Origin of the sequence: Nonomuraea montanisoli (assembly GCF_013363975.1) — a bacterium.
GTDB lineage: Bacteria > Actinomycetota > Actinomycetes > Streptosporangiales > Streptosporangiaceae > Nonomuraea > Nonomuraea montanisoli.
In genome coordinates, this window is the sequence record NZ_JABWGN010000003.1 from 555716 (window position 1) to 579299 (window position 23584).

Annotated in this window: 20 protein-coding genes; 8 read left to right on the forward strand and 12 right to left on the reverse strand. The window is 74.4% G+C overall.

Features of this window, described 5'->3' with window-relative positions:
- Window positions 1–25: 25 nt before the first annotated feature.
- Genes HTZ77_RS09425 through HTZ77_RS09435 form a run of 3 tightly spaced genes read right to left on the reverse strand, consistent with a single transcriptional unit; the run spans window position 26 to window position 2831 of the window.
- Window positions 26–817, reverse strand: coding sequence for a cupin domain-containing protein (locus tag HTZ77_RS09425; RefSeq protein ID WP_175589082.1), 792 nt, complete (start codon window positions 815–817; stop codon window positions 26–28).
- Entirely contained in the window at window positions 814–1734 is a 921-nt protein-coding gene (locus HTZ77_RS09430) for a DUF6807 domain-containing protein (RefSeq protein ID WP_175589083.1), read from the reverse strand. The genes HTZ77_RS09425 and HTZ77_RS09430 overlap by 4 nt, the downstream gene beginning before the upstream one ends.
- A complete protein-coding gene (locus HTZ77_RS09435) occupies window positions 1731–2831 on the reverse strand; it encodes a Gfo/Idh/MocA family protein (protein ID WP_175589084.1) in 1101 nt (366 codons plus the stop codon). Before HTZ77_RS09435 ends, HTZ77_RS09430 begins: the two co-directional genes overlap by 4 nt.
- A 181-nt stretch (window positions 2832–3012) precedes the next feature.
- On the opposite strand from HTZ77_RS09435, the gene HTZ77_RS09440 reads away from it, so the two are divergent.
- On the forward strand, window positions 3013–3429 hold the full coding sequence (locus HTZ77_RS09440) for a peptidase inhibitor family I36 protein (RefSeq protein ID WP_175589085.1): 417 nt from the start codon (window positions 3013–3015) through the stop codon (window positions 3427–3429).
- Between the two features lie 229 nt (window positions 3430–3658).
- Here HTZ77_RS09440 and HTZ77_RS09445 read toward each other — a convergent pair whose 3' ends face one another.
- Window positions 3659–5722 (reverse strand): SufS family cysteine desulfurase, encoded by a 2064-nt coding sequence (locus HTZ77_RS09445; protein ID WP_175589086.1) that lies wholly within the window; start codon window positions 5720–5722, stop codon window positions 3659–3661.
- 205 nt (window positions 5723–5927) lie between these two features.
- On the opposite strand from HTZ77_RS09445, the gene HTZ77_RS09450 reads away from it, so the two are divergent.
- A complete protein-coding gene (locus tag HTZ77_RS09450) occupies window positions 5928–7301 on the forward strand; it encodes a helix-turn-helix domain-containing protein (RefSeq protein WP_175589087.1) in 1374 nt (457 codons plus the stop codon).
- Window positions 7302–7382: 81 nt separating this feature from the next.
- Here the strand turns inward: HTZ77_RS09450 and HTZ77_RS09455 are convergent, their stop codons facing one another.
- Both HTZ77_RS09455 and HTZ77_RS09460 read right to left on the reverse strand, forming a co-directional pair.
- On the reverse strand, window positions 7383–10466 hold the full coding sequence (locus tag HTZ77_RS09455; protein WP_175589088.1) for a CARDB domain-containing protein: 3084 nt from the start codon (window positions 10464–10466) through the stop codon (window positions 7383–7385).
- Between the two features lie 299 nt (window positions 10467–10765).
- On the reverse strand, window positions 10766–11332 hold the full coding sequence (locus HTZ77_RS09460) for a TetR/AcrR family transcriptional regulator (protein WP_175589089.1): 567 nt from the start codon (window positions 11330–11332) through the stop codon (window positions 10766–10768).
- Window positions 11333–11441: 109 nt separating this feature from the next.
- Between HTZ77_RS09460 and HTZ77_RS09465 the strand changes: the two genes are divergently transcribed.
- A complete protein-coding gene (locus HTZ77_RS09465; protein WP_175589090.1) occupies window positions 11442–11903 on the forward strand; it encodes a cupin domain-containing protein in 462 nt (153 codons plus the stop codon).
- A gap of 12 nt (window positions 11904–11915) precedes the next feature.
- Here the strand turns inward: HTZ77_RS09465 and HTZ77_RS09470 are convergent, their stop codons facing one another.
- Window positions 11916–12941 carry a universal stress protein gene (locus tag HTZ77_RS09470; RefSeq protein ID WP_175589091.1) on the reverse strand — a complete coding sequence of 342 codons (1026 nt, stop codon included), beginning with the start codon at window positions 12939–12941 and terminating at the stop codon, window positions 11916–11918.
- Between the two features lie 153 nt (window positions 12942–13094).
- On the opposite strand from HTZ77_RS09470, the gene HTZ77_RS09475 reads away from it, so the two are divergent.
- Window positions 13095–15215, forward strand: a complete 2121-nt coding sequence (locus tag HTZ77_RS09475; protein ID WP_175589189.1) for a glycoside hydrolase family 65 protein — start codon at window positions 13095–13097, stop codon at window positions 15213–15215.
- A 59-nt stretch (window positions 15216–15274) separates the two neighbouring features.
- Here HTZ77_RS09475 and HTZ77_RS09480 read toward each other — a convergent pair whose 3' ends face one another.
- Complete coding sequence (locus HTZ77_RS09480; protein WP_175589092.1) at window positions 15275–15802, reverse strand: DoxX family membrane protein; 528 nt, start codon at window positions 15800–15802, stop codon at window positions 15275–15277.
- A gap of 396 nt (window positions 15803–16198) precedes the next feature.
- Here HTZ77_RS09480 and HTZ77_RS09485 point away from each other — a divergent pair, with 396 nt between their 5' ends.
- Window positions 16199–16849 (forward strand): CBS domain-containing protein, encoded by a 651-nt coding sequence (locus tag HTZ77_RS09485; RefSeq protein ID WP_175589093.1) that lies wholly within the window; start codon window positions 16199–16201, stop codon window positions 16847–16849.
- A 169-nt stretch (window positions 16850–17018) separates the two neighbouring features.
- Here HTZ77_RS09485 and HTZ77_RS09490 read toward each other — a convergent pair whose 3' ends face one another.
- The gene (locus tag HTZ77_RS09490; protein WP_175589094.1) at window positions 17019–17687 is read right to left on the reverse strand and encodes a CBS domain-containing protein; all 669 of its coding nucleotides are present in this window, start codon (window positions 17685–17687) and stop codon (window positions 17019–17021) included.
- A gap of 114 nt (window positions 17688–17801) precedes the next feature.
- Window positions 17802–18644 (reverse strand): universal stress protein, encoded by an 843-nt coding sequence (locus HTZ77_RS09495; protein WP_175589095.1) that lies wholly within the window; start codon window positions 18642–18644, stop codon window positions 17802–17804.
- Between the two features lie 213 nt (window positions 18645–18857).
- Between HTZ77_RS09495 and HTZ77_RS09500 the strand changes: the two genes are divergently transcribed.
- Together HTZ77_RS09500 and HTZ77_RS09505 are read left to right on the forward strand one after the other, a co-directional pair.
- Window positions 18858–19124, forward strand: a complete 267-nt coding sequence (locus HTZ77_RS09500) for a DUF1876 domain-containing protein (protein WP_175589096.1) — start codon at window positions 18858–18860, stop codon at window positions 19122–19124.
- A gap of 127 nt (window positions 19125–19251) precedes the next feature.
- A complete protein-coding gene (locus HTZ77_RS09505) occupies window positions 19252–20316 on the forward strand; it encodes a zinc-dependent alcohol dehydrogenase family protein (RefSeq protein WP_175589097.1) in 1065 nt (354 codons plus the stop codon).
- Here HTZ77_RS09505 and HTZ77_RS09510 read toward each other — a convergent pair whose 3' ends face one another.
- A complete protein-coding gene (locus HTZ77_RS09510) occupies window positions 20317–20964 on the reverse strand; it encodes an adenylate kinase family protein (protein ID WP_175589098.1) in 648 nt (215 codons plus the stop codon). It abuts the gene before it with no gap.
- Between the two features lie 232 nt (window positions 20965–21196).
- On the opposite strand from HTZ77_RS09510, the gene kstD reads away from it, so the two are divergent.
- Complete coding sequence (kstD, locus tag HTZ77_RS09515; protein ID WP_175589099.1) at window positions 21197–23002, forward strand: 3-oxosteroid 1-dehydrogenase; 1806 nt, start codon at window positions 21197–21199, stop codon at window positions 23000–23002.
- Between the two features lie 73 nt (window positions 23003–23075).
- On the opposite strand, the gene HTZ77_RS09520 is transcribed toward kstD, so the two are convergent.
- The gene (locus tag HTZ77_RS09520; RefSeq protein ID WP_175589100.1) at window positions 23076–23546 is read right to left on the reverse strand and encodes a PPOX class F420-dependent oxidoreductase; all 471 of its coding nucleotides are present in this window, start codon (window positions 23544–23546) and stop codon (window positions 23076–23078) included.
- Window positions 23547–23584 lie beyond the last annotated feature (38 nt).

Here is a 23584-nt window from a genome sequence, read left to right on the forward strand (position 1 = left end):
GACAATCTTGGCCGGCCACCGGAGGTCAGCGGACGGCGGGGCGGGTGACGTCGTGGGCGCGGAGGTGGCCGCACATGCCCCACCGCTCCTCGGGCGGGCTCTCCATGAGGGCCGATCCCGTGAGGTGGGCGGCGTCGCCCGCCTCCAGCGCGTCCAGGACCGCTGCGGTGTGCCGCGCCTGCCCGGCCACGTTGCGCTCCCACAGCTCCCGCCAGCGCCCCACGTTCGGACGCACCAACGCCACCGCGTCGGCGTACAGCCGGCGCAGCGGCCCCAGGTCGCCGCCCCGGGCGGCCTCGGCGAGCCGCAGGAAACCCTCCACCGCCAGGTCGCGGCGCCGGGCCACCGCCCGCTCGACCTCCTCCGGTGACGCCCCGGCAGGCAGCGCGGCGGCCTCGCGATAGCGCACGGGGTCCGCCACGACCTCGGGCGGGAACGTCATGACCGCGTCACCGGCCTCCGGCAGGCCCGCGTTCTGCATCACGACCACCACCTCCAGGCCGTCGTGGTTGACCGCCCGGTGGATCGTCCCCGGCGTGAACCACACCGTCGAGCCCGGCACCAGCTCGGTCTCGCGCGGCCCGCGCACGTCCAGGGTCTGCAACGCCCCCCGTCCGCCGACCACCACGTACGCCTCCGCCGAGGCCGTGTGCAGGTGCGGCGTCCCGCCCGCGAGGCCGTCGGCCGCGCACGCGCCGGAGTACACCGACAACCGGCTCACCGACGTGCCGCCGGGAAACGTCGTGCCGTCAGAGGAGGACGTGCCGCCGGAGGGCGTCGTGCGGTCGGAGGACGACGTGCCGCCGGGGAAGGTCATGTCGCCGCTCCCCCGGCCAGCGCCGCCCTGCCCCGCTCGGCCAGCAGCGCGGTGCCCTCCTCCCCCCTGTCGCCGTCGGCCACCACGACCGCGTACCGGAAGCGCAGCGTCTCGCCGTCCGGCAGCTCCAGCTCCTCGCTGAAGAACGGCGCCGGGCACAGGCAGGCGAACTCCTCGGTGCGGGCGAACCACTGCGGCGGATGCCGCGGGTTGGCGGCGTCGTCCACCATGACGAGCGTCGAGTGCCCGCCCGTGCCGTCGTGCCGGCCGCGGAAGCCGAACCACTCGGCGCGGGTGCCGCGCAGCTCGCCGCCGCCCGCCCCGGCGGGCGACTGGATGAGGCCGCCGGTGAACGAGCGCGGGCCGCGCCAGAACAGGCCGCCGTAGCCGGCGTTCTCGCGTCCCTTGGTGGTCGGGGACCCGAAGGACAGCGTGGCGCCCGACACGTTCGTCATGGCCGTGTCGAACACCAGGGCCCACGTCGCGTCGTCGAGGACCGAGGCGGCCAGCGTGCGCCGCTCGTCGATGACCGGGGCGCCGGCCTGGGAGGTCCAGGCGAGGGTGTGGCCGATCTCGGCCCGGCCGCCCTCGGCCGACAGCGTGGTCATCTCCTGGTGGGTGGCGCTGCCGTTGTTGTCGAGCTGCACGTAGAAGCGGCCGTGCACGTACGTCGGGCCGCCCCAGAAGTTGTGCTCGCCGACGTGCGGCAGCGACCAGGCGATGCCCTTGTGCCAGACGTGGTCGTGCGGCCGGAACAGCGACACGAGCTCGCCGCCGAGGGTGCGCACCGGGTGGAGGTACGGCTTGGGCGACTCCAGCACCGGCGTGCCGGGCCGGTAGACGTAGGTGAAGAGCTGGACGCCGCCCGCCGAGACGGCGACCGACCGGCCGAGGGCGTGGTCGACCTGGAGAGTCACTGGTTCCTCACCTTTTCCCAGGGTGTACCGGTTCCGTCCATCCGCGACGCGAACGGGTCGCCGGGCGTGATCTGTCCGCTGCGTACGCGCTCGCCGGTGAAGGCGGAGCGGTACAGGGCGGCGATGAACTCCATCGTCCGCCGGGCGTCCCCGGCCGTGACGGGCGGCGCCTCGCCCCGGTCGAGGGCGTCGAGCACCGCCGCGAACCAGCCCTGGTGGCCGCTCGGCACGGAGCTGCGCTCCCCGTTCCACAGCGACGCGACGTCCTCGTGGCCGGGGGCCGGGGTGACGGTCCAGTCGTCGTCGGTGTAGCCGTACAGGTGCTCCACCTCGACGGTGGCGCGTTCGTAGTCGAAGCGCAGCGCGGAGGTCTGCCGCGGCGACACCACCGAGTTGACCACGGTGGCGACGGCGCCGCTGTCGAAGGTGACCAGCGCGGTCGACACGTCCTCGGTGTCGACGGCGCGGGCCCGGCGGGCGGCGACCGCGGTGACCTCGCGCCACGGCCCGAGCACGGAGAACAGCAGGTCGAACTGGTGGATGCCGTGCCCCATGGTGGGGCCGCCGCCCTCGCTCTCCCACGTGCCGCGCCAGGGCACCGCGAAGTACGCCTCGTCGCGGTACCACTGGGTGGCGCAGGTGGCGAGCAGCGGCCGGCCCAGCTCGCCCGCGTCGGCGAGGCGGCGCAGCCGCAGCGCGCCCGCGCCGAAGCGGTGCTGCAGGACGGTCGCGACGTGCGCCGTCGAGCGGGTCTCCGCCTCCACCAGCGCGTCCATCTCGGCCAGCGAGAGCGTCGGCGGCTTCTCCACCAGCACCGTCACCCCCGCCTCCAGGCACTCCAGGGCGAGCGGCGCGTGCAGCGCGGGCGGGGTGCAGAGGTGGACCAGGTCCACCTCGCCCTCGCGCAGCAGGTCGGTCAGGCTCGCGTGGACGCGGGGGATCTGCCACGTCTCCGCGAACGCCTTGGCCCGGCCGAGGTCCACGTCGACGGCGGCGGCGAGGCCCGCCCGCCCGGCCGAGGCGGCGACGGCCTCCGCGTGGGCGGTGGCGATCCCACCGGTGCCGACGATGGCGGACCGGTAGTTCCGTTGAGACAAGGTGAGGCTCCTGGGGGACGGAGAGAGGTGGGAAAACGCTTTCCAAAAGTCTGCCCGGAGGGTCGCGGCAGCGTCAAGAGTCGCCAGGCCGAGGAAGAGGTACCGCACCCCTTCACCTACAAGATCTCAACAGGTATGGTCAGATCCGTTCGCGAAGAAAAGTTTCACCCCTGGAGGGACAGTGGGCAAGAAGCTTCAGTTGCTGGCGTTACCGGCGGCGGCCATCGCGCTGGCCACCGTGACCGCCGGCCCGGCCCAGGCCGCCGACGGCTACGACCGCTGCCACGCCGGTTACTACTGCCTGTTCTCCGGCCTAGACGGCTCGGGCGACATCGTCGAGATCAAGAGCGACACCCCCGACCTCGGCGCGCTGAACATGGCGGACCGCGCCAAGTCCGACTGGAACCGTACGAGCTCCTACATCCACCTGTACTCCGAGGCCGACTACGGCGGCTGCTCGGCTGTGACCAGCCCCGGCGGCAAGGGCAACTTCTACAGCGCCTTCCGCGACTTCTTCGACTCCGTCCGCGTCGGCGGCCCGAACGGCCCCTCCTGCGAGGTGACGTTCTCCCGCTCGGTCACCGACTCGCACGGCTGACCCGGTCTCCGGTCCGGCGGCGCGCGAGGGGTCACGCGCGGCGCCGGACCGGAGCCGTTCCGGGACCCGGCGTCAGCGGGAGAAGGGACGCGTCAGTCCCAGGTCGCTCGGCCATCGGTCCTCCGGTCCGTCGCCCACGGGCCCTCTCCGCCGGACTCCCGCGGGAAGATTCTCACCGACTGTATGCCGAAGGGCGAAGCCCGCGCCAGATCAGGCGCGGGCTCGCCGATCAGGCGCGGGCCGTCACGACGCTCGCCGCCGTCTCCCCGTGCAGGCCGCGTTCGTCCGTGTGCCGGACCAGCAGCTCCCGTACGGCCTGGCGCAGCGCCTCACCGTGGCCGGCGGCGTACGACGAGGCGACCGACGAGAACCCGAACAGGCAGCACAGCGCGTCCGGCCCGCCCGGCAGCGTGACCGGGACCGTCCACTCGTATCGCTCGACCCCGGTGAACCCCGCCTCCTCGACCAGCACGGCGACCTCCTCCCCCGCCGGCGTCCACGGCTCGGCGAACAGCTCGGCCTCCTCCGGCCCCAGCACGGCGCCCACGGCGTCGCGCAGCGCGCGGAACAGCGGGTTGCGCTCCAGCGGCAGCCAGGTGGCGATCGCGATCCGCGCGCCCGGCCGGGCCGCCCTGCGCATCTCCGCCACCGCCGCCCGCCGGTCCGGCACGAACTGGAGCACCTGCTGCGCGGTGACGATGTCGAACGCCTCGTCGGACACGTGCAGCGGCGCGGCCCCGCACTCGACGTACTGGATGGACGCGATCTGGATCGGCGCACCGGACGGCGGCGGCTCCTCGCGGGCGAGCGCGAGCATGGCCGGGCTCGGGTCGGTGCCGACGACGGCGCCGGCCGGGCCCACGGCCGCGGCCAGCACGCGCGCGACCGTCCCGGGCCCGGTGCCCACGTCGAGGGCCCGCGCGCCGGGCGCGGGAGCGAGCGCGCCGACCAGCCGTTCCGCCCACGGCCCGAAGATCGCCGGCACCAGCACCTCCCGGTACGGCCGGACCCGCGCCGTTCCGCCCGCCTCGAACGCGGGCGCCGCGCCCCCGCCCCGCCCCGACCTGGTCGTCCCTTCCAGCGTGGCGGCCAGGTGGTCCACCTCGTCGGCGGCGTTGTACAGGTAGAACGACGACCGGATGGCGGCCGGGATGCCGAAGCGGCTGCACGCGAGCTGGGCGCAGTGGTGGCCGGAGCGCACGGCGATGCCCGCCTCGTCGAGCACCGTCCGCAGCTTCTGCAGCGGCACCCCGTCCACCACGAACGACAGCAGCGGCAGCCGGTCCACGCCGTCGGCCGGCCCGATGAACCGGATGCCCGGCACCCGCCCGAGCCGCTCCAGCGCGTACTCGACGAGGGCCTGGTCGTGGGCCGCGATGGCGTCCATGCCGATCTCGCCCAGGAAGTCGCACGCCGCGCCCAGCCCCACGGCCTGCGCGACCGGCGGCGTGCCGGCCTCGAACTTCAGTGGCGGCGCGGCGTACCGCATGGCGTCGACGCTGACCGTCTCGATCATCTCGCCGCCGCCGAGGAACGGCGGCAGCGCCTCCAGCAGCTCGTGCCGGCCCCACAGCACGCCGATCCCGGTCGGCCCGCACATCTTGTGCCCGGAGAACGTCACGAAGTCCGCGCCGAGCGCGGCGACGTCCACCGGCAGGTGCGGCACCGACTGCGCGGCGTCCACCACCAGCAGGGCGCCGACCTCGGCGGCGCGGGCGGCGATGGGCGCGATCGGGTTCACGGTGCCGAGGATGTTGGAGGCGTGGACCACCGCCACCACCCGGGTCCGCTCGGTGACCACCTCGGGCAGGCGGGACAGGTCGAGGCGGCCGTCGTCGGTGATGCCGAGGTAGCGCACCGTCGCCCCGGCCCGCTCGGCGAGCAGCCGCCACGGGATGAGGTTCGAGTGGTGCTCCATCTCGGTCACCACGATCTCGTCGCCGGGACCGACCCGCAGCTCGTCACCGGCCCACATGAGGGAGTTGGACAGGAGGTTGACGGCCTCGGTGGCGTTCTTGGTGAAGACGATCTCCTCGGGGCGGGTCGCGCCGACGAAGGCCGCCACGGTGCGGCGGGCCCCCTCGTACAGCTCGGTGGCCTCGACGGCCAGGCGGTAGACGCCGCGGTGGACGTTGGCGTTGGCGCGCGTGTAGTAGTGGGCCAGGGCGTCGAGCACCGCGGCGGGCTTCTGCGTGGTGGCGGCGCTGTCGAGGTAGACGGGCGGGCGGGAGCCGTCAGCGGGTGTCTCGAAGAACGGGAATGCCTTCCGAATCGACTCGACGTCGATCGCCATCGTGGCCTCCTCTGCCGTGCGGTGTAGCGGCAGTGTCGCCCGGGCCGGCGCGCGCGGACCCAACTGGAGTTGCGCCGTGCGGATCCCACGATGTCCTCCGTACGATAGCCCCGCCTCCGGCCCGGGACGCGGGGCGCGGGTGGCAGGAACCGGCCGCCGCTTCTGGCCTTCGGCCCGTTGATGATCTGGCGCCTAACCTGGCGGCATGGCCGGCGATTACTTGGTCGACGGGGCGCGGATCATGGCCATGCGGCGGGCGCGCGGCCTGTCCCGGCGGGTCCTGGCCGACCTCGTGGGGTGCAGCGAGGAGTGGCTGAGGCTCGTGGAGAAGGGTGTGCGGCCGCTGGACCGGCTGTCCACCCTCATGCGCATCGCCGGCGTCCTGCGGGTGGAGGATCTGTCGGAGCTGGTGGACGGGCCGGTCGCGCTGCCCGCCGTGACCGGACTCCCGGGGCACCCGGACGGAGGGTTCGGCGGGTCGGCGGAGATGGTGCTCGCGCTGCTGCTCCCCCGCCGCCCGGCGGGTGACGGGCCGGCCGAGAACGTCCATCGGGTGCGCCGGCACGTGACGGCGGCCTGGGAGGTGTGGCGGCGCTCGCCGCGGCGGTACACGGAGCTGCGCCGCGACCTGCCCGGCCTGCTGCTGACGGCCCAGGCCACGTCCCGCGCCGCCCGGGCAGAGGGGGCGTCCCCGGAAGGGCCGACCTCGGGAGGGACGGTCTCGGGAGGGACGGTCTCGGGAGGGACCGCCTCGGAGGGGGCGGTCTCGGAGGGGGCGGTCTCGGAGAGCGCGGTCTCGGAGAGCGCGGGGATGGCGGCGGTGGAGCTCGGACGGGTGTACCGGCTGTTCGCGACGGTGCTGCGCGCGAGCGGGGAGTACGCCCCCGCCCTGCTGGCGGCCGACCGGGCGGTGTCGGCCGCGCGTGGCGATCCCGTGGCGGCGGCGCCGGCCTGGGCGGAGACCGCCGAGGTCCTGGTGCTCGCGGGGCGCCCGGCCGACGCCCGCCGCGTGTGCCTGACGGCCGCCGACCTCGCCACCGACCTCGCCACCGACGTCACCACCCACGTCGCCGCCGGCCCGGCGTCCCGCCACCGCCCGGCGCACGCGGCGGCCTTAGGGGCGTGCCTGCTGGCGGCGGCGCTCGCCGCGGCGGCCGAGCACGACCTGCTGCGCGTCGAGGAGCTGCTGAACCGCGCCCGCGGGCTGGCGGCCCGGCTCGGCGAGGGCGAGGAGCGCGACGGCTTCCTGGTGGAGCTGGACCTGCGCGCGGCGGCGGCCGCGGTCCGCATGGGCCGTCACCGGCAGGCCCTGCGGCTCGCCGAGGACCTCGACCCGGCCCGCCTGACCACCCGTGACCTGCGCGTGCGGCACTTCCTGACGCTGGCCGCGGCCCACGCCCGCGACCGCGCCCCGCGTGCCGCCGCCACCATGCTCCGCAAGGTCGCGGAGAGCTGCCCGGAGGAGCTGAAGCACGGGGCGCAGGCGGTGCGGCTGCTGGCGGAGCTGCGCCTCCTGGACTGCGCGACCACCCAGGTCGAGCTCCGCGAGCTGCGCGAGCTGACCCGCCTCACCGCCTGACCCATGCCGAGGGATGGCGACGCCGCGGAGCCTCCGTACGGTGGCCCCGCGGCGTGCGCCACGAGAGATCAGCTCAAGGGATCAGTAGCGTTCGGCGGCTCCCGTGTTGATCTCGATGAGGGCCAGCGTGGCCTGCTGGTAGGCCGCGAGGTCGCCGCCCGGCGGCCGGGTCAGCACCGTCCGGGCGTGCCGGGCGGCGGCGCCGACCGTCCGCGCCCCGATCCGGTCCATGGCGACGCCGCGCACCGCCGTGGCGGCGTTGATGCGGCGGCTGCCCAGGTTGAGGTACGCGCCGAGCAGTTCGGTGCGCAGCGCCCGCGGCTGCGGGAGCGGCGGCGCGAGCGCGGCCGAGGCCTCCTGCTGCGTCAGCAGCCCGTCCGGGGTGGAGCCGTCGGCCCCGTCGAAACGGGTGTCGGTGGCCTGCACCCGGGCCAGCAGCTCGGCGGTGCGCAGCGCCGGCATCGCCATCCACACCCCGGACGGACGCGGGTCGCGGCTCGGCGCCACCTCCGTGACCGTCGAGGTGGCCGAGGCCGTCACCGGGTCGTACGCGCAGCCGTTCGCGTTGACGTACACCACCTTGGCCTGCCCCGTCTGCTCCGTGCCGCCCGTCACGAGCAGGCTGGAGCGGGTGGTGAACGCGACGGTCGCCGTGGCGCCCGCCTCCACCGGGTCGAGGCGCCAGGTCAGCGTGCCGCCGGAGACCTCCGTGGGCCGGGGCCCGCTCCCCTGGTCGAGGGCGGTGCTGTAGTACACCTCGTCGGGCAGCGCGTAGGTGAGCGTGACGCCGGTGGCGGCGGCGCCGCCGGTGTTGCGGACGGTCAGGGTGGTGGTCGTGGCCTCGCCCGCGTTCGCCTCCGGGGTGGTGGCGGCGGACAGGGTGAGGCGCGGCGCCTTGACCGTGCTCTTCGCCGTGCCGGTGTTGTCGGTGGTGTCGGCCTCGTCGCCGCCGGCGAGGTTCTTGGCGGCCACCGTGGCCTTGTTGGTCACGACCGAGTCGTTGTCGGCCGTGCACGGCACGACGTAGGTGAACGTGGCGGAGCGCTCCGCCGCCGCCCGGATGTCGGGCAGCCGCTGCTCGGCCGTGGTGCCGTCGGGGAAGGTGTCGGTCACCTTGACGTCGGCGGCGGTCCCCCGGCCCTCGTTGCGCACGAGGACGGTGTAGGTGAGGGTGTCGCCGGGCAGCGCCTCGGGCTTGTCCACGGTCTTGGTGGCGGTGACGTCCGGGTCGTAGAAGTCGCGCAGGGCCAGCTCGGCACCGAGCACGGCCGGGAACCCGATCTCGGTGACGGACGGCGAGGCCGCCGGGGCGCCCGCGTCCGGGGAGCCCGCGGCGCGGTACTTGAGGCTTCCCCAGTCGTCGTGGCCGGTCAGCAGGGTGGCGCGGCCGGTGTCGCCGGGCCCGGGCGCCGTGTTGCAGGCGTCGCCGCCGTTGAGGATGGCGTCGCCCTCCCGCACGTCGTTGCCGGAGGGCATCGTGGTCAGGATGCCGTCCGTGCCGGCGAGGACGCAGACGTCGTCGTCGGAGTTGATGTCGGCGGCCACGCGGTTCGGGTCGTTCGGCACGGCGTCGTCGTTCCAGTTCAGCGCGCCGGTGCCGGGGCCGAACAGCGGGTTGCCGCCGGGGAGCCGCCAGCGGGTGAGGTCCTCGCCGTCGCGGATGCCGTCGCCCTCCAGGAGCTGCCCCTTGTCGAGCGTGGGCAGCGCGCTGCGCGAGTAGTCGAGGCGGCGCGGCAGCGGGTCGGGGCCCGTCGGGATGCCGCCGGGGTCGAAGGCGTAGTTCATGACGCTGAGGTAGTTGGGCTTCATGTTGGTACGGTCCGCGCCGCCGTGGGCCAGACCGAGCGCGTGCCCCAGTTCGTGCATGATGCTGCCGGACTGGTCGCGTACGGTCCCCACGTCCGCGTCGGCGGCCCCGGTGCCCTTCTTCAGGATCTGCCGGTCGTCGGTGCGCGGGTCGGCGTCGGTGTCGCAGGTGCGGTTGGAGCCGACGAGCAGGTCCTCGCCCATCTTCGCGTCCGTGGAGGCGGGCGTGGTGTCGAGCTTGCCGTTGTCGCCGGGCGCGACGCATACCGTGCGCCAGCCGCCGAGGGTGACGATGAAGTCCTTGTTGTTCCCCCGGTTCGGCTCGCAGCAGCGGCCCGAGCTGAAGCCGCCGGCCGTCAGCTGGTGGGCGAAGATCGCGTAGTGAGCGTACGGGGCGAGAAGCTTGCTGAAGTTCGCGTCGCGGGCGGCGCGGTAGTTCGCGTCCAGGCCCATGACGGCACTCTCGGCGACGGACGTGCCCGCGATGTGCACGAAGTCGACGCCCTGTGTGGTGGTGAAGCCCGGATACGGGCAGGGTGACACGGGATCGACGGGCGCGTCCTCGAAGGCGCGCTTGACCTCCTCGATCGCCGCGTCCTTCGGCTGGTGGCTGTGCCCGTCGGCGGCACCGGTCATGAAGTCGATCTGCACGACGACGGTCTTGCGGCACGGGTTCGCGCCCATGGCCTTGAGGTCGAACTTCATCGACCCGTCCTTGTCGCGCACGCCGAACCGCTCGATGACGTCATAGATGCCGTCGCCGTCGGTGTCGGGCAGCGGGCTCAGCCGTTCGATCTTGATGCCGATCGTGATGGCGACGCCGTCGTTGGTGTCGGGGAAGTTCGGGTCGCCGTCGCCCGTGATGCGTTCCTGGCCGGGGGTGATGCCGTCCTCGGGGGACGTCCAGGTGTCGGTGCCGATGTCGTACTTGAGGTCGAGGTCGTCGTCCTGGTTGCCGGGACTGATGTCCATGTGGTCGTCACCGAAGTTGGTGCCGTCGTCGTAGTCCCACAGCCGAACCAGGATCGGCACGGTGGTCCGGTCGTCGGGCACCGTGGTGTCCTGGGTGAAGACCCACGGGTCGGGGAAGTTGCTGGGGTTGAACACGTCGTCCTGGACGTACGGCTTGCGCAGCAGCGGCCCGTCGCCGATGCGGATCTCCGGGAAGTAGTCGCCGTCGCCCCCGTCGTCGTCGGGGTTCTCGCCCTGCTGGATCCAGGTGATGGACAGCTTCAGCCGGACGTCGGTCGAGGCGCGGGCCGGCGCGGCGAGCGCCGCCAGGCCGGCCGTGACGAGGAGCAGCGCGGCGAGGACGGCGAGCGCTCTGGCCCGGACCGCCACGCCGGAGTGAGGATGCATGACATTTCCCCCTGCCATCTGATGGGACTGTGGCAAGGATGGGGACGGGGCAGGTCCGGCGCATGAGTAGCCCTCTACTCGGATGAGCCTTTGCCGGGAATTGGGCCGGTGCCGGGATATCCCGCACCGTACCGGTCACAGCACGGACCTGACCCGCCAGATGAGCACCGCGCCGAGTGAGCACCGCGCCGAGCGCGGAGACGAGCGCCGAGACGAGGTAGAGCCCGGAGTACCCGCCGAGGTGGGTGATGATCAGCGAGGCGAGAGTCGCCGGGGCGTGGAGTCGGCAGGGTGCGGGGTTAGCGGGGCCTGAGGCCGGCGAGGGCGATCTCGGCGAAGCGGCGCCAGTCACCGGCCTCGTTGCGGATGACCGACGCGAGACCGCAGACGATCATGTTGACGTCCGAGGTCGTGGCGTCCGCCCGGAACGCGCCCGCGGCCCTGCCCCGTTCGACCAGCTCGCCGGCGACGTCCCTCAGCGCCTCCCCCGTCCGCCCCTGCGGTTCGGTGGTGCCCACGACGGCCTCGATGGCCTGCGACATGCCGCGGTCCGCGGCCAGCACCTCGCCGACGTGCTCCACGAAGAGGGCGAGCGCCCGGGCCGGGTCGGCCTCGCCGAGGCAGCGCGCCCGCGCGTGGTCCAGCAGCTCGCCCGACCGGCTCTCCGCGGCGGCCTCGATGAGCGCCTGGCGGGTCGGGAAGTGCCGGTAGAGGGTGCCGATGCCGACCTCGGCGACCCGCGCCACCTCCGCCATCTGCACGTCCTGGCCGTGCTCGGCGAACAGCGCCCGTGCCGCCTCCAGGACGCGGGCGCGGTTGCGCTCGGCGTCGGTGCGCGGCTTGCGGCGGGGCGGCGGTGTTGACATCGGGGCCCGTCCTCTGGCTAGAGTCTTTTCCGGAATCCGGATTCCGGATTCCGATTGTGTTCCCCATTGTTCCACATGCCGCGGCACCCGCGGCGCGAAGGGATCCCCCATGTCGAAGGACCGTTTCATCCTGCTCCACCCCGGCGAGGCGCGGCCGGGCCGGATCCCCGTGCCTCCCGCGTTCGCCGTGAAGGCGCGCACCGAGGACACCGAGGGGCGGCTGTCGCTGCTGGAGACGACCCTGGCCCGGGACATCCCGCGGCACGTCCACCATGAGGCCGACGAGTGCGTCTACGTGCTCGACGGCGTGCTGGAGGTGGAGTTCGACGACCGGACCGAGCGGCTGGGCAAGGGCGGGTTCGTCCTGCTGCCGCACGGGGTGCCGCACGCCCTGCGCAAGGGGTCGTCGCCGCCGCCCCGCGTGATCCAGATCTCCTCGCCCGGCGGCTGGGAGTGCTACGTGGAGGACCTGGTCGAGGCCGGACCGGCGGTCACGACCGGCGGCGCCTTCGACCCGGTCGAGCTCAACCGCGTCGCCGCCCGGCACGGCATCACCTACGAGACCCCCTGATCGCGGGGGCGGTCAGCGGACGACGGCGACGGTGCAGCGGGCGTGGTGGAGGACGCTGCGGCTGACCGAGCCGAGGAGCAGCGACCCGACCGGCCCCAGCCCCCTGGACCCGACGACGAGCAGCGCCGCCCGGGTGGAGGCGGCCACCAGGGCCGGCACGGGCGGGCAGCGGGTGACCTCGCAGGTGACCGTCACGTCCGGGTAGCGTTCGCGCCGGTCCGCGAGCCGCTCCTGCCCGCGCCACTCCGCCACGTCCACGGTCCGCACCCCCAGGGAGCCGCCGCCCGAGCCCGTCCCGGCGGGCGCCCCGCGTTCGGGCGGGCGTCGCGTGGTGGCGTGCTCCGGGTGGGCGTGGACGACCAGCAGCGGGCGGCCGTGCAGCCGGGCCTGCTCGAACGCGAACTCCAGCTCGGGACACCCCTCCCCCGCCTCGCCCGCCCACTCCTCACCGGCGCCCACCACGATCCGCCCGACCTGCCCGCCGCCCAGATCGCCGAACCCGATGCCGTACGGATCGTCGAACCCCGTCCCGTACGGATCGTCGAACCCCGTCCCGTACGGATCGTCGAACCCCGTCCCGTACGGATCCTCGAACCTCCCAGCCGCGACGCCGGCCGCGCCGGAGGGCGGTCCCGGCGCCGGCCGAGGACGGGTCACCACCACGACGCCGGCCACATGCCCCGCGACCCGCAGCGGCACCGACCCCACCAGCATGCCCGGGATCACGCCCGCCCCGTGACTGCCCACCACCACCTCGGCGGCCCCGGCCGCGCGCTCGCGCAGCACCTCGTCCGGCCGCCCCTCGGCCAGCTCGGTGGTCACCACGGAGGCGCCCGCGTACCGGGCGGCGACCCGTGCCGCCTCGGCGAGCAGCCGCTCCCCCTCCTCGGCCCGGGAGAGGGCTCCCGCGAAGCCCGGAGTCACGACGTGCAGCAGGTGGAGGCGCAGCCCGCGCCGCGACGCGTCGTCGGCCGCCCACCGCACGGCCGCGGCGGCCCCCGCCGACCCGTCCGTCCCGGCGACGATCACCCCGCTCATGACGCTCTCCCCGCTCTCCGCGAGCCCGCAGTCCCTGGTCCCCTACCCCGCCGACCAGCGACGACGCACCATCCCTGCGGGAGAGGAGGGGCGAGAGGGTAGGAGACGCCTCAGGACGTGTCATGGCGCGACGTCGACCGCGCGGGAGGCGACGTGGATCCCTGGGTGCTGGCCTACGACGGCTTCGACCCGGCCACCGAAGGGCTGCGGGAGGCGCTGACCACGCTGGGCAACGGGTACGTCGCCACCCGGGGCGCCGCGGCCGAGGCGGAGGCCGACGGCGTCCACTACCCGGGCACCTACCTCGCGGGCTGCTACGACCGGCTGGAGTCGCACGTCGCCGGCCGTACCGTCACGAACGAGGACGTCGTCAACATCCCCAACTGGCTGCCCCTGACGTTCCGCCCCGCCGGGGGCGAGTGGTTCGCGCCGGGCGGCGGCGTCCGGATCCTGGCCTGCCGGCGGTGGCTCGACCTGCGGCGCGGCGTCCTGACCCGGCTGGTGCGGGTGCGCGACGGCGACGGGCGCACGACCGTGGTGGAGGAGCGGCGGCTGGTGTCCATGGACGACCCGCACCTGGCCGCGCTGGCCGTCACCGTCACCCCCGAGGACTGGGACGGGCTCCTGGAGGTGCGCTCGGCGCTCGACGGGCGGGTGGTCAACGCGGGCGTCGCCCGCTACCGCGAGCTGAACGGCCGCCATCTGGTGCCGCTGGCCGCCCACTCCTCCGCGGACGGGGTCGTCGAGCTGCTGGCCCGTACCGCGACGTCGCGCGTGGAGATCGCGCTCGCGGCCCGTACGACGGCGCCCGGCCACCCGGGCGCGCGCCGCGCCGCGGTCACCCGGCGGGCGTGGGTGGCCGACGTGCTGACCCTCCACGCGCACGCGGGCGAGGCCGTACGGGTGGAGAAGGTGGTGGCCGTCCACACCTCCCGTGACCGCGCCATCGGCGCCCCCGCCGAGGCGGCCCGCGCGGCGGCGCTGCGGGCGCCCGGCTTCGAGGAGCTGCTGGAGCGGCACGCCGGCGCGTGGGAGCGGCTCTGGGCGCGGGCCCGGGTCGAGGGCGGGGACGCCGAGGTGCGGCAGATCCTCGACCTGTACGCCTTCCACCTGCTGCAGACGGCCTCGCCGCACATCACCGACCTGGACGTGGGCCTGCCCGCCCGGGGCCTGCACGGCGAGGCGTACCGGGGGCACGTGTTCTGGGACGAGCTGTTCGTCTTCCCGTACCTGGCGCCGCGTTTCCCCGGCGTCGCCGAGGCGCTGCTGAGGTACCGGTGGCGGCGCCTGCCCGCGGCGCGCCGGGCCGCCGCGCGGGAGGGGCGCGCCGGGGCGATGTTCCCGTGGCAGAGCGGCGGCGACGGCCGCGAGGAGACGCCGGAGCTGCACTACAACCCCCGCTCGGGTCGCTGGCTGCCCGACAACTCCCACCTGCAGCGCCACGTCGGCCTGGCCGTCGCCGTCAACGTGTGGCGGCACCACCGGGCGACGCGGGACGCCGCGTTCCTCGCGGGGTTCGGGGGCGAGCTGATGGCGGAGGTGGCGCGCTTCTTCGCCTCGCTGGCCGTACGGGAGGGCGACCGGTACGCGATCCGCGGCGTGATGGGCCCGGACGAGTACCACGACGGCTACCCGGACCGCGCCGAGCCGGGCATCGACAACAACGCCTACACCAACGTGATGACGGCCTGGCTGATGCGCCGGGTGCTGGAGACCCCCGCCGTCGCGGACGCGGGCGGCCTCACCGCCGCCGACCTGGACCGCTTCGCCGAGCTGGCGCACGGGATGCGGGTGGACTTCCACGACGGCGTCATCAGCCAGTTCGAGGGGTACGGCGAGCTGCTGGAGCTGGACTGGGACCGCTACCGGCGCGGGTACGGCGACATCCGGCGGCTGGACCGCATCCTGGAGGCCGAGGGCGACACCCCGAACCGCTACAAGGCGTCCAAGCAGGCCGACGTGCTCATGCTGTTCCACGTGCTGGGCGAGGAGGAGCTGTCCCGGCTGCTCGCCGGCCTCGGGTACGCCTGGGACGCCGCCGCCGCGGCGCGGACCGTGGACTACTACCTGGCCCGCACCTGCCACGGCTCGACGCTGAGCGCGGTGGTGCACGCCGGGGTGCTGGCCCGGGTCCGGCCGGGCGCCTCCGAGCCGTTCCTGGTGGAGGCGCTGAACAGCGACGTGCGGGACGTCCAGGGCGGGACGACGGCGGAGGGCGTCCACCTGGGCGCGATGGCGGGGGTGCTCAGCCTGTTCGGCCGCTCCGCGGGGTGAACGCGGGAACGCCCGCCCCGTGGTCGGGGCGGGCGCGGCATCTACGTGAGGCGCGGCATCTACTTGAGGATCGGGTGACGCCGGACGATCGGCAGGTTGCCCAGGCCGAGGGTGGCGCCGGCGCCCGACAGGGCCAGACCGGCCAGGACGATGGTGTAGACGATGTGGTCGTCCATGAAGGGGTTGGTGGTCAGGGGCAGCTCCGCGGCCCACATGAGCACCAGCATCAGGCCGCCGCTGACGGCCGCGATCCGGGTGCCCACCCCGAGGGTGAGGGCCAGGCCGACGCCGAGCAGGCCGGCCATGAACAACCAGTCCACCCAGACCTGTCCGGCCAGCGCCGAGAAGACCCCGCCGAGCGCGTTCTCGCCGGTGCCCTTGAGGAACCCGGTCGTCGGGCTGCCGCCCGCGATCCAGGCCTTCGCGGCGGGGGTGGCGAAACCCCAGCCGAACGTCTTGTCGAGGAACGCCCACAGGAACACCCAGCCGAGGGAGATCCGGGCGATCGCCCAGACGTAGTCGACGGGACGGTGCGCCGTCTCGGCCGTGTGAGCGCGGGGGGCGGTGCTGGGGAGCGTGGTGGCCATGACGGCCCCCTTTCATTGCCGGTTCAGGATGTTCTCTTGTACGTCTCCAGAACATCGGACCGGGCGCTTCCCGGGCAGAGCCGTAAGGTCCCGTACGCCGGGACCTTCCAGCCCCTCCCCGCCGGGACTTTGGTCTGACACCGTGCACCCTCGCGCGGGAGGACCACGACACCGGCGCGCCCGTCCGCTCTGCCGGCCGGTGTCGGAGTCGTCCGGAAGAAGGGGGGTCTTCGCAGCTCAGGAGGGTAATCAAGCCTCAGGCGGAGGTGACGGCCCATCGCCCCGCCGCGTGCGCGCTGAAGATCAGGGGCCGGGGTCGCCGGGACCTTGGTCCCTTCGGGCGCGACGCGGGCCGGGTTGTGACGGGTGCGCCGCCGGCGAGAAGGGTGGGGAGCCATGCTGGTCCGGGAGGTCATGTCGGGCCCGGTCGTGACGGTCGGCCGCACCACGTCGATCCGCCAGGCCGTCCGCGTGCTGTACGAGCACGACATCACCGCCGCCCCCGTCCTGGACGACGCCGGGCGGCTGGTGGGCGTGGTGTCCGAGCTGGATCTGCTGCGCGGCGAGTTCCAGCCGGACCCGCGCGCCAGCGCCCGCCCCGTGCCCGGCGGGCAGGGCCCGCCGCCGGCGCTCGTGTGGCAGGTCATGACCCACGCGGTGGTCACGGTCAGCGAGACGGCCGACGTGACCGCCGCCATCGACCTCATGGTCGGCAAGCAGGTCAAGAGCCTGCCCGTGCTGGCCGGCCACCGCGTGGTCGGCATGGTCAGCCGCCGCGACCTGATGCGCATGCTGGCCCGTCCCGACGAGGAGCTGCGGGCGGAGGTGGCGGCCGCGTTGCGCGAGCACTACCCGCACGGCCCGTTCTGGGAGGTGGCCGTGCGCGACGGCGTCGCCGAGCTGCGCCCGGCCCCCGAACCGCCCCTCTCCCCCGGAACGTCCGGAGCCATCCGGGCCTCCGGGCCCGGCGACGTGCTCGCCGAGCACGTCGCCGACGTGCTGGCCCGTACCGTGCCCGGCGTCGTCCGGGTCAGGCATCTGAGGTGATCGAGACGAGGCGCCCCGGAAGTCGCGGGCGCGGCGGGAAGGAGCCCGGCGGCGAGACCCTTGGGAGTGGGCCTCGTGGTGGTCTCGCCGCCGGCGAGGTGGCCGAGTGCCCTGCGGGCGGGCCGGTTCACGGCCGCGGCGCCGCCTGGCATCGGAGCGCGGGAGAGTCCTACAGCAGCGGCGGCACGATGAGCCGGTCCTCCGGGGCGACGTCCAGCTTCGAGACGACGTCCACGACGCCGTCCACCGCGCGCAGCGCCTCGGCCGTCGCGGCGGCCTGCGACACGGAGCCCGCGCGGCCCCGGATCGTCACCACGCCCCGGTCCACCTCGACGGAGAGGTCCCCGCCGGTGTCCGCGGGGTCCGGCAGCGCGGCCAGCACGTCGGCCTCCAGTTCGGCCGCCGGCCGGGTGAAGACCCGCAGCACGTCCCGCTGGTGAAGCGTGCCGATCACGCGGCCGGTCACCGGGTCGATGACGGGGAGCTGCTTGATCCGCCTGTCGCGCATCGACCGGGCCGCGTCGCGCACCGGCGTCCCGGGGGTGACCGTGACGGCGGGCGCGGTCATGAGCTGCGCCGCCGTCACCCCGGCCGCCTTCTCGTGCTCCCGCCGCCGGCGGCGGGCCCCGAACAGGGGAATGCCGCTCCGTCCGTCGCCGGCCTCCTTGAGCAGCAGGTCGTCCTCCGACACGATGCCCACCGGCCGCCGGTCGGCGTCGATCACGGTGACCGCGCCCACGGCGCCGAGTCTCATGGCGGTGAGGATGTCGGAGAACGGCGCGTCCTCCCGGACGGCGATGGCCATACGGCCCATGACGTCCTTCACGGTGATGGACATGGATGCCACCTCGCTTTCGCGTCTGACGATGCTTCGCGGGGCCGCTCCTGCGTCACCGGCCGACGTCCCGCCTCTTTGTGCCTTTGGTCCTGGTTCCGAGCGGACCTGGGACCTTCAGCGGGCGCGCACGACCGCCACGGGACACTGCGCGTGGTGCAGGACGCCGCGGCGCACCGAGCCGACGAACACCGACGCCAGCGCGCCGTGCCCGTGGGAGCCGATCACCAGGAGGTCGCTCTCGGCCGACGCCCGGCGCAGGGCGTCCACCGGGTGCGCCGCACGGACCTCTTCGGTGACGCTGACCTGCGGGTATTCCTTCTTGTACCGTTCGAGGTGCTCGTCGATGACCTCGCACGCGGCCTGGCGGATGGCGTCCATGTCGTGGGGGCCGGGCGCGAACGCGTACACGGGCATGTTCCAGGCGTAGACGGCGCGGATCGCGCTGCCGCGCAGCCTGGCCTGCTCGAAGGCGTACGGCAGGGCGGGCTCGCACGCGGGCGAGTCGTCCACGCCGACCGTGATGAGGTCGTGCCGCCGACCCGTCTCGCCGCGCACCACGACGACGGGGCAGGGGGCCTGGCCCGCGACGTGGCCGCTGACCGAGCCGAGCAGCGCGCCGGCGAACCCGCCGAGCCCGCGGCTGCCGACGACGATCTCCGTGGCGTCCCGCCCCTCGTCCTGGAGGACCTGCGCGGGCGTGCCTTCGAGCAGCCGCGTGGTCGCCTCGACGGACGGCTGGCGCTCGTGCGCCACGGCGAGCGCCTCGGCCAGGGCCTTCTCGCCGCCGCGGATGAGCGCGTCGGGCCACTCGGCGGTGGGGAACTTCGCGATCTGGTACGGCGAGCGGTCCACGGCGTGCACGATGCGCAGCGGCTGGTGCATCCGCAGGGCGTCGTCCGCCGCCCACTCGACGGCGGCGCGCGCGGGCGCGGAGCCGTCGACACCTACGATGATCATGATCTGCCTCCCTGTCCATCCCCATCGCATCGCGGGCACGTGGCCGGGCGGCAGGGCCCTTGGTCCCGACCGCCCGGGCCGAACGGCATCCCGAGGGGCGATCGCGCGGCCGTACCCGGGCATCGGCGTCTTGACCAGGGGTGATTCGACGGGCCCCCGCCGGGCACGCCTCGCAGGGAGGGGGAACGCCCGGCGAGAGGCGAGGAGGCGGCGATGAACGCCAAGCAATGGACCGTACAGATCTACATCAGCGAGGACGAGGGCGACGAGCGGACGCTCGCGCGCGCCGTCCTGTCGGCGACCGGCACGCCATGGCACGAGAGCGTGGGGCTGGCCCGGCGCAACCCGGCGGACCGTCCGGTCCCCGAGATCGGGGACGAGCTGGCCGCGGGCCGGGCCCTGATGGACCTGGCCGACAAGCTCCTGGGCGACGCCGCCCGGGACGTCGCGGAGTTGGGCGGCCCCGCCGAAGTCCGCTGACGCCCCCGGGCGCGCGCCCCGGGCTGCCCGGAGGCGAAGGCCACCGGCGCGCCGGGACCTTCGTCCCTGGCGGCCCGCCCCGCGGCGGGACGAGCGTGGGAGAGGAGGACGAAGGGAAGGTGGCCCGATGAAGGCGCTCGTCTACCACGGCCCCGGGAGGCGCTCCTGGGAGGAGGTCCCGGACCCGTCCGTCGCCGAGCCGTCGGACGCGGTGGTGCGCGTGGACGCGGTCACGATCTGCGGCACGGACCTGCACATCCTCAAGGGCGACGTGCCGGAGGTGAAGCCGGGCCGGGTGCTCGGCCACGAGGCGGTCGGCACGGTGACGGCCACGGGCGACGGGGTCTCCACGCTCAGGGCGGGCGACCGCGTGCTCGTGTCGTGCATCTCCGCGTGCGGCCGGTGCCGCTACTGCCGGACCGGCTCGTACGGCCAGTGCCTGGGCGGCGGCGGCTGGATCCTCGGCCACCTGGTGGACGGGACGCAGGCGGAGTACGTGCGGGTGCCGTTCGCCGACACCTCGGTCCACCGGCTGCCCGAGACGGTCTCCGACGAGGCGGCGCTCATGCTCGCCGACATCCTGCCGACGGCGTACGAGGTGGGCGTGCTCAACGGCCGGGTACGGCCCGGCGACACGGTCGTCGTCGTCGGCGCCGGGCCGATCGGCCTGGCCGTCGTCATGACGGCGCGGCTGTTCACGCCGGGGCACATCGTGGCGGTGGACCTGGCCCCGGCGCGGCTGGAGGCGGCGCGGCGGCTCGGCGCGGACGTCCTGGTGGGCCCCGGCGAGGACGCGGCCGCCGCGGTGGCCGCGCTCACCGACGGGCTGGGGGCGGACGTCGCGGTCGAGGCCGTGGGCGTGCCGGAGACGTTCGAGCTGTGCGCGCGCCTGGTGCGCCCGGGCGGTCACGTCGCCAACGTCGGCGTGCACGGCGCGCCCGCGACCCTCCACCTGGAGGAGCTGTGGATCCGGAACGTCACCATCACCACGGGGCTCGTGGACACCTTCTCCACGCCCGACCTGCTGGCCATGGTCGCGGCGGGACGGCTCGACCCGGAGGCGTTCGTCACGCACCGCTTCGCGCTCGACGCGCCGGACGGCATGGACGCCGCCTACGCGGCGTTCGCCGACCCGCGGGCGACGGGCGCGCTCAAGGTGGTCCTGTCACGCGCCGCCCCAGCGGCCCCCTGATCAGGGCTGGTACGGAGGCAGGCCGAGGCGCTCGCGTACGGTGCGCTGGATGGCGGCCTTCTCGCCCCGGGCGTCCACGGTCGTGACGTACTCCTTGCCGCGGAACAGCTCCAGCACCGGGTCGGTCTTGTCGTGGTAGTCGCGCAGCCGCCGGGCCAGCGCCTCCGGCGTGTCGTCCTCGCGGGCGACCAGCTCGCCGCCGCACACGTCGCAGCGGCCCTCGACCTCGGGACGGTGGGCGATGAGGTTGTAGTCCATGCCGCAGCGGGAGCACAGGCGCCGGGCCAGCACGCGCCGCCGCACCTCCTCGTCGGGCAGGTCGAGGTGGATCACGCCGTCGATGTCGTAGCTCTCCAGGAAGAACTCCGCCTGCCGCCGGTTGCGGGGGAACCCGTCGACGACGAACCCGTAGTTCCAGTCGTGCTGCTGGAGGCGTTCGCGGACCACGTCCTCGACCAGGTCGTCGCCGACCAGCTCGCCCGCGGCCACGATGCGGCGGACCTGGGCGCCGAGCTTGGTGTGCTGTTTGACGTGCCACCGGAAGATGTCGCCGACGTTGATGTGGGTGAGGTCGAGGTCGTCGGCGAGCAGCTTGCTCTGGGTGCCCTTGCCGCTCCCCTGCACACCCATGATCACGTATTTGCGCATGTCCCATTGTCGGACGCCCGGAGCGGCGGACGTGTCACCGGGGACCGCACGCGCTTCGTGTTGACAGCGGAACCAACCAAGCGCATGCTTCATGCTGTGACGGGGGCCACATCCCCAGCTCGTCCGTAGCGTTCGCACCGGGCGCGAGGTGCCATCGCGGTTGTTCCTCCGGCTGCCGCCGGCGAGCTCTCCGCCGTCGCGGCGTACGCACCTGGAAGGGATCGGATCCAGCATGCCCGAGTCCAGCACGGACCCCACCCCCCAGCCCATCACCCCCGAGCCTCCGGCGGTCCCCGGGCCCAGCCGCCGCACCCTGCTCCGGGGCGCCGCCCTGGCCGGCGGCGCGCTGGTCGCCGGCGCCGCCCTCGGCCGCCCCTCCCCCGCCCACGCGGAGGCGGAGTACGACGTCGTGGTCGTGGGAGCCGGCGCCGCCGGCATGACCGCCGCGCTGACCGCCGTCAAGCGCGGCCTCAGCGTGGTCGTCGTGGAGAAGGCGCCCGTCTTCGGCGGATCCGCCGCGCGCTCCGGCGCCGGCATCTGGATCCCGAACAACGAGGTCATCCTGGCCGCCGGCGTGCCCGACACCCCGGCCAAGGCCGCCGCCTACCTCGCCCGGGTCGTGGGCGACACGGTGCCCGCCGCGCGGCAGCAGGCGTTCCTGGCCAACGGCCCGGCCATGATCTCGTTCGTCATGCGCAACAGCCCGCTGCGCTTCCGCTTCATGGAGGGGTACTCCGACTACTATCCCGAGTTCCCCGGCGGCATGCCGAACGGCCGATCCGTCGAGCCCGACCAGCTCGACGGCCGCGTCCTCGGCGCCGAGCTGGCCCGCCTCAACCCCTCCTACATCCCCACCCCGGCCGGCCTGGTCGTCTTCAGCGCCGACTACAAGTGGCTGACGCTGGCCGCCGTCAACCCCAAGGGGCTGGAGGTCAGCGCCGCTTGCCTGGCCCGCGGCACCGCCGCCGCGCTGCGCGGCGAGAAGCCCCTCACCATGGGCCAGGCCCTGGCCGGCGGGCTGCGCGCCGGGCTGCTCCAGGCCGGCGTCCCGGTCTGGCTCGACACCCCGCTCGTGGACCTGCGCATCGACAACGGCCGCGCCACCGGCGTGCTCGTCACCCGCGAGGGCACGCAGACGCTGGTCAAGGCCCGCCGCGGCGTCATCGTCGGCTCGGGCGGGTTCGAGCACAGCGCCGCGATGCGCGCGGAGTTCCAGCGCCAGCCCATCGGCACCGACTGGACCGTCGGCGCGGCGTCCAACACCGGCGACGGCATCCGGGCCGGCGAGCGCGCCGGCGCCGCGCTCGACCTGATGGAGGACTCCTGGTGGGGCCCGGCGATCCCGCTGCCCGGCGAGCCGTACTTCTGCCTGGCCGAGCGGACCCTGCCCGGCTGCATCCTGGTCAACGGCAAGGGCGAGCGCTTCGTCAACGAGGGCGCGCCGTACAGCGACGTCGTGCACGTCATGTACGACCGCAACACGCCGTCGTCCCCGCACATCCCGGCCTGGCTGATCGTGGACCAGAACTACCGCAACAAGTACCTGTTCAAGGACATCGCGCCGCTGCTGCCGTTCCCGGACTCCTGGTACGACAGCGGGGCCGTGTTCAAGGCGGCGACCGTCGAGCTGCTCGCCCAGAAGATCGGCGTCCCGCAGGCGGCGCTGCGCGCGACGGTCAGCCGGTTCAACGGGTTCGCGCTCACGGGCAGCGACGCCGACTTCCACCGCGGCGACAGCATCTACGACCGCTACTACGCCGACCCGTTCGTCCGGCCGAACCCGTGCCTGGCACCGCTGTGGCTGCCGCCGTTCTACGCGTTCAAGATCGTCCCCGGTGACCTGGGCACCAAGGGCGGCATGCGGACGGACGCGCGGGCGCGGGTGCTGCGGGCCGACGGGTCCGTCATCGCGGGCCTGTACGCGGCGGGCAACGCGAGTGGCGCCGTCATGGGGCACAGCTACGCGGGGGCGGGCTCGACCCTGGGGCCCGCCATGACGTTCGGGTACGTGGCGGCCAACGACATCGCCGCCGGCTGACCCGCTCCGCCCTGCCCCGCCTTTCCGCCGCCCGCTCTCCTCAGGCGGGCGGCGGCCGTGACGCGTCGCCGGGTCAGTCGTCCGCGACCAGCCGCCCCGGGAACCCGCCCGTCGAGATCGGCCCCCAGCGCTCGATGTGCAGCCGGATGAGCGACTTGTCCTGCCGCCTCATCGCCGCCCGGTACTCGTCCCAGTCGGGGTGCTCACCCGCGATGCACCGGTAGTAGTCGACCAGCGCGTCCAGCGCCTCGGGCATGTCCAGCACCTCGGCCCGCCCGTCCACCTGCACGTACGGGCCGTTCCAGTCGTCGGACAGCACGCAGATGGACGTCCGCTCGTCGCGCCGCGCGTTGCGGGCCTTGGCGCGCTCCGGATAGGTGGACACCACGATCCGGCCCTCGCCGTCCACGCCGCAGCTCACGGGCGAGAGCTGGGGCCGTCCGTCGGCGCGGGTGGTGGCCAGCAGCCCGTGGTGCCGGGGGCGCAGGAACTCCAGCAGTTCGGGCAGGTCGACGCGGCGCGCGGTCGCGATGTTCGGAGCCATCGGGGCCTCTCCCTCGTACGTGTCCAGGGCGCGGCCAG

Excerpts from the sequence above, each read along its gene's own strand:
- HTZ77_RS09425 (WP_175589082.1), bottom strand. The coding sequence starts at position 817 with ATGACCTTCCCCGGCGGCACGTCGTCCTCCGACCGCACGACGCCCTCC.
- HTZ77_RS09445 (WP_175589086.1), bottom strand. The coding sequence starts at position 5,722 with ATGGCGATCGACGTCGAGTCGATTCGGAAGGCATTCCCGTTCTTCGAG.
- HTZ77_RS09450 (WP_175589087.1), top strand. The coding sequence starts at position 5,928 with ATGGCCGGCGATTACTTGGTCGACGGGGCGCGGATCATGGCCATGCGG.
- HTZ77_RS09455 (WP_175589088.1), bottom strand. The coding sequence starts at position 10,466 with ATGCATCCTCACTCCGGCGTGGCGGTCCGGGCCAGAGCGCTCGCCGTC.
- HTZ77_RS09460 (WP_175589089.1), bottom strand. The coding sequence starts at position 11,332 with ATGTCAACACCGCCGCCCCGCCGCAAGCCGCGCACCGACGCCGAGCGC.
- HTZ77_RS09465 (WP_175589090.1), top strand. The coding sequence starts at position 11,442 with ATGTCGAAGGACCGTTTCATCCTGCTCCACCCCGGCGAGGCGCGGCCG.
- HTZ77_RS09470 (WP_175589091.1), bottom strand. The coding sequence starts at position 12,941 with ATGAGCGGGGTGATCGTCGCCGGGACGGACGGGTCGGCGGGGGCCGCC.
- HTZ77_RS09480 (WP_175589092.1), bottom strand. The coding sequence starts at position 15,802 with ATGGCCACCACGCTCCCCAGCACCGCCCCCCGCGCTCACACGGCCGAG.
- HTZ77_RS09485 (WP_175589093.1), top strand. The coding sequence starts at position 16,199 with ATGCTGGTCCGGGAGGTCATGTCGGGCCCGGTCGTGACGGTCGGCCGC.
- HTZ77_RS09490 (WP_175589094.1), bottom strand. The coding sequence starts at position 17,687 with ATGTCCATCACCGTGAAGGACGTCATGGGCCGTATGGCCATCGCCGTC.
- HTZ77_RS09495 (WP_175589095.1), bottom strand. The coding sequence starts at position 18,644 with ATGATCATCGTAGGTGTCGACGGCTCCGCGCCCGCGCGCGCCGCCGTC.
- HTZ77_RS09500 (WP_175589096.1), top strand. The coding sequence starts at position 18,858 with ATGAACGCCAAGCAATGGACCGTACAGATCTACATCAGCGAGGACGAG.
- HTZ77_RS09505 (WP_175589097.1), top strand. The coding sequence starts at position 19,252 with ATGAAGGCGCTCGTCTACCACGGCCCCGGGAGGCGCTCCTGGGAGGAG.
- HTZ77_RS09510 (WP_175589098.1), bottom strand. The coding sequence starts at position 20,964 with ATGCGCAAATACGTGATCATGGGTGTGCAGGGGAGCGGCAAGGGCACC.
- kstD (WP_175589099.1), top strand. The coding sequence starts at position 21,197 with ATGCCCGAGTCCAGCACGGACCCCACCCCCCAGCCCATCACCCCCGAG.
- HTZ77_RS09520 (WP_175589100.1), bottom strand. The coding sequence starts at position 23,546 with ATGGCTCCGAACATCGCGACCGCGCGCCGCGTCGACCTGCCCGAACTG.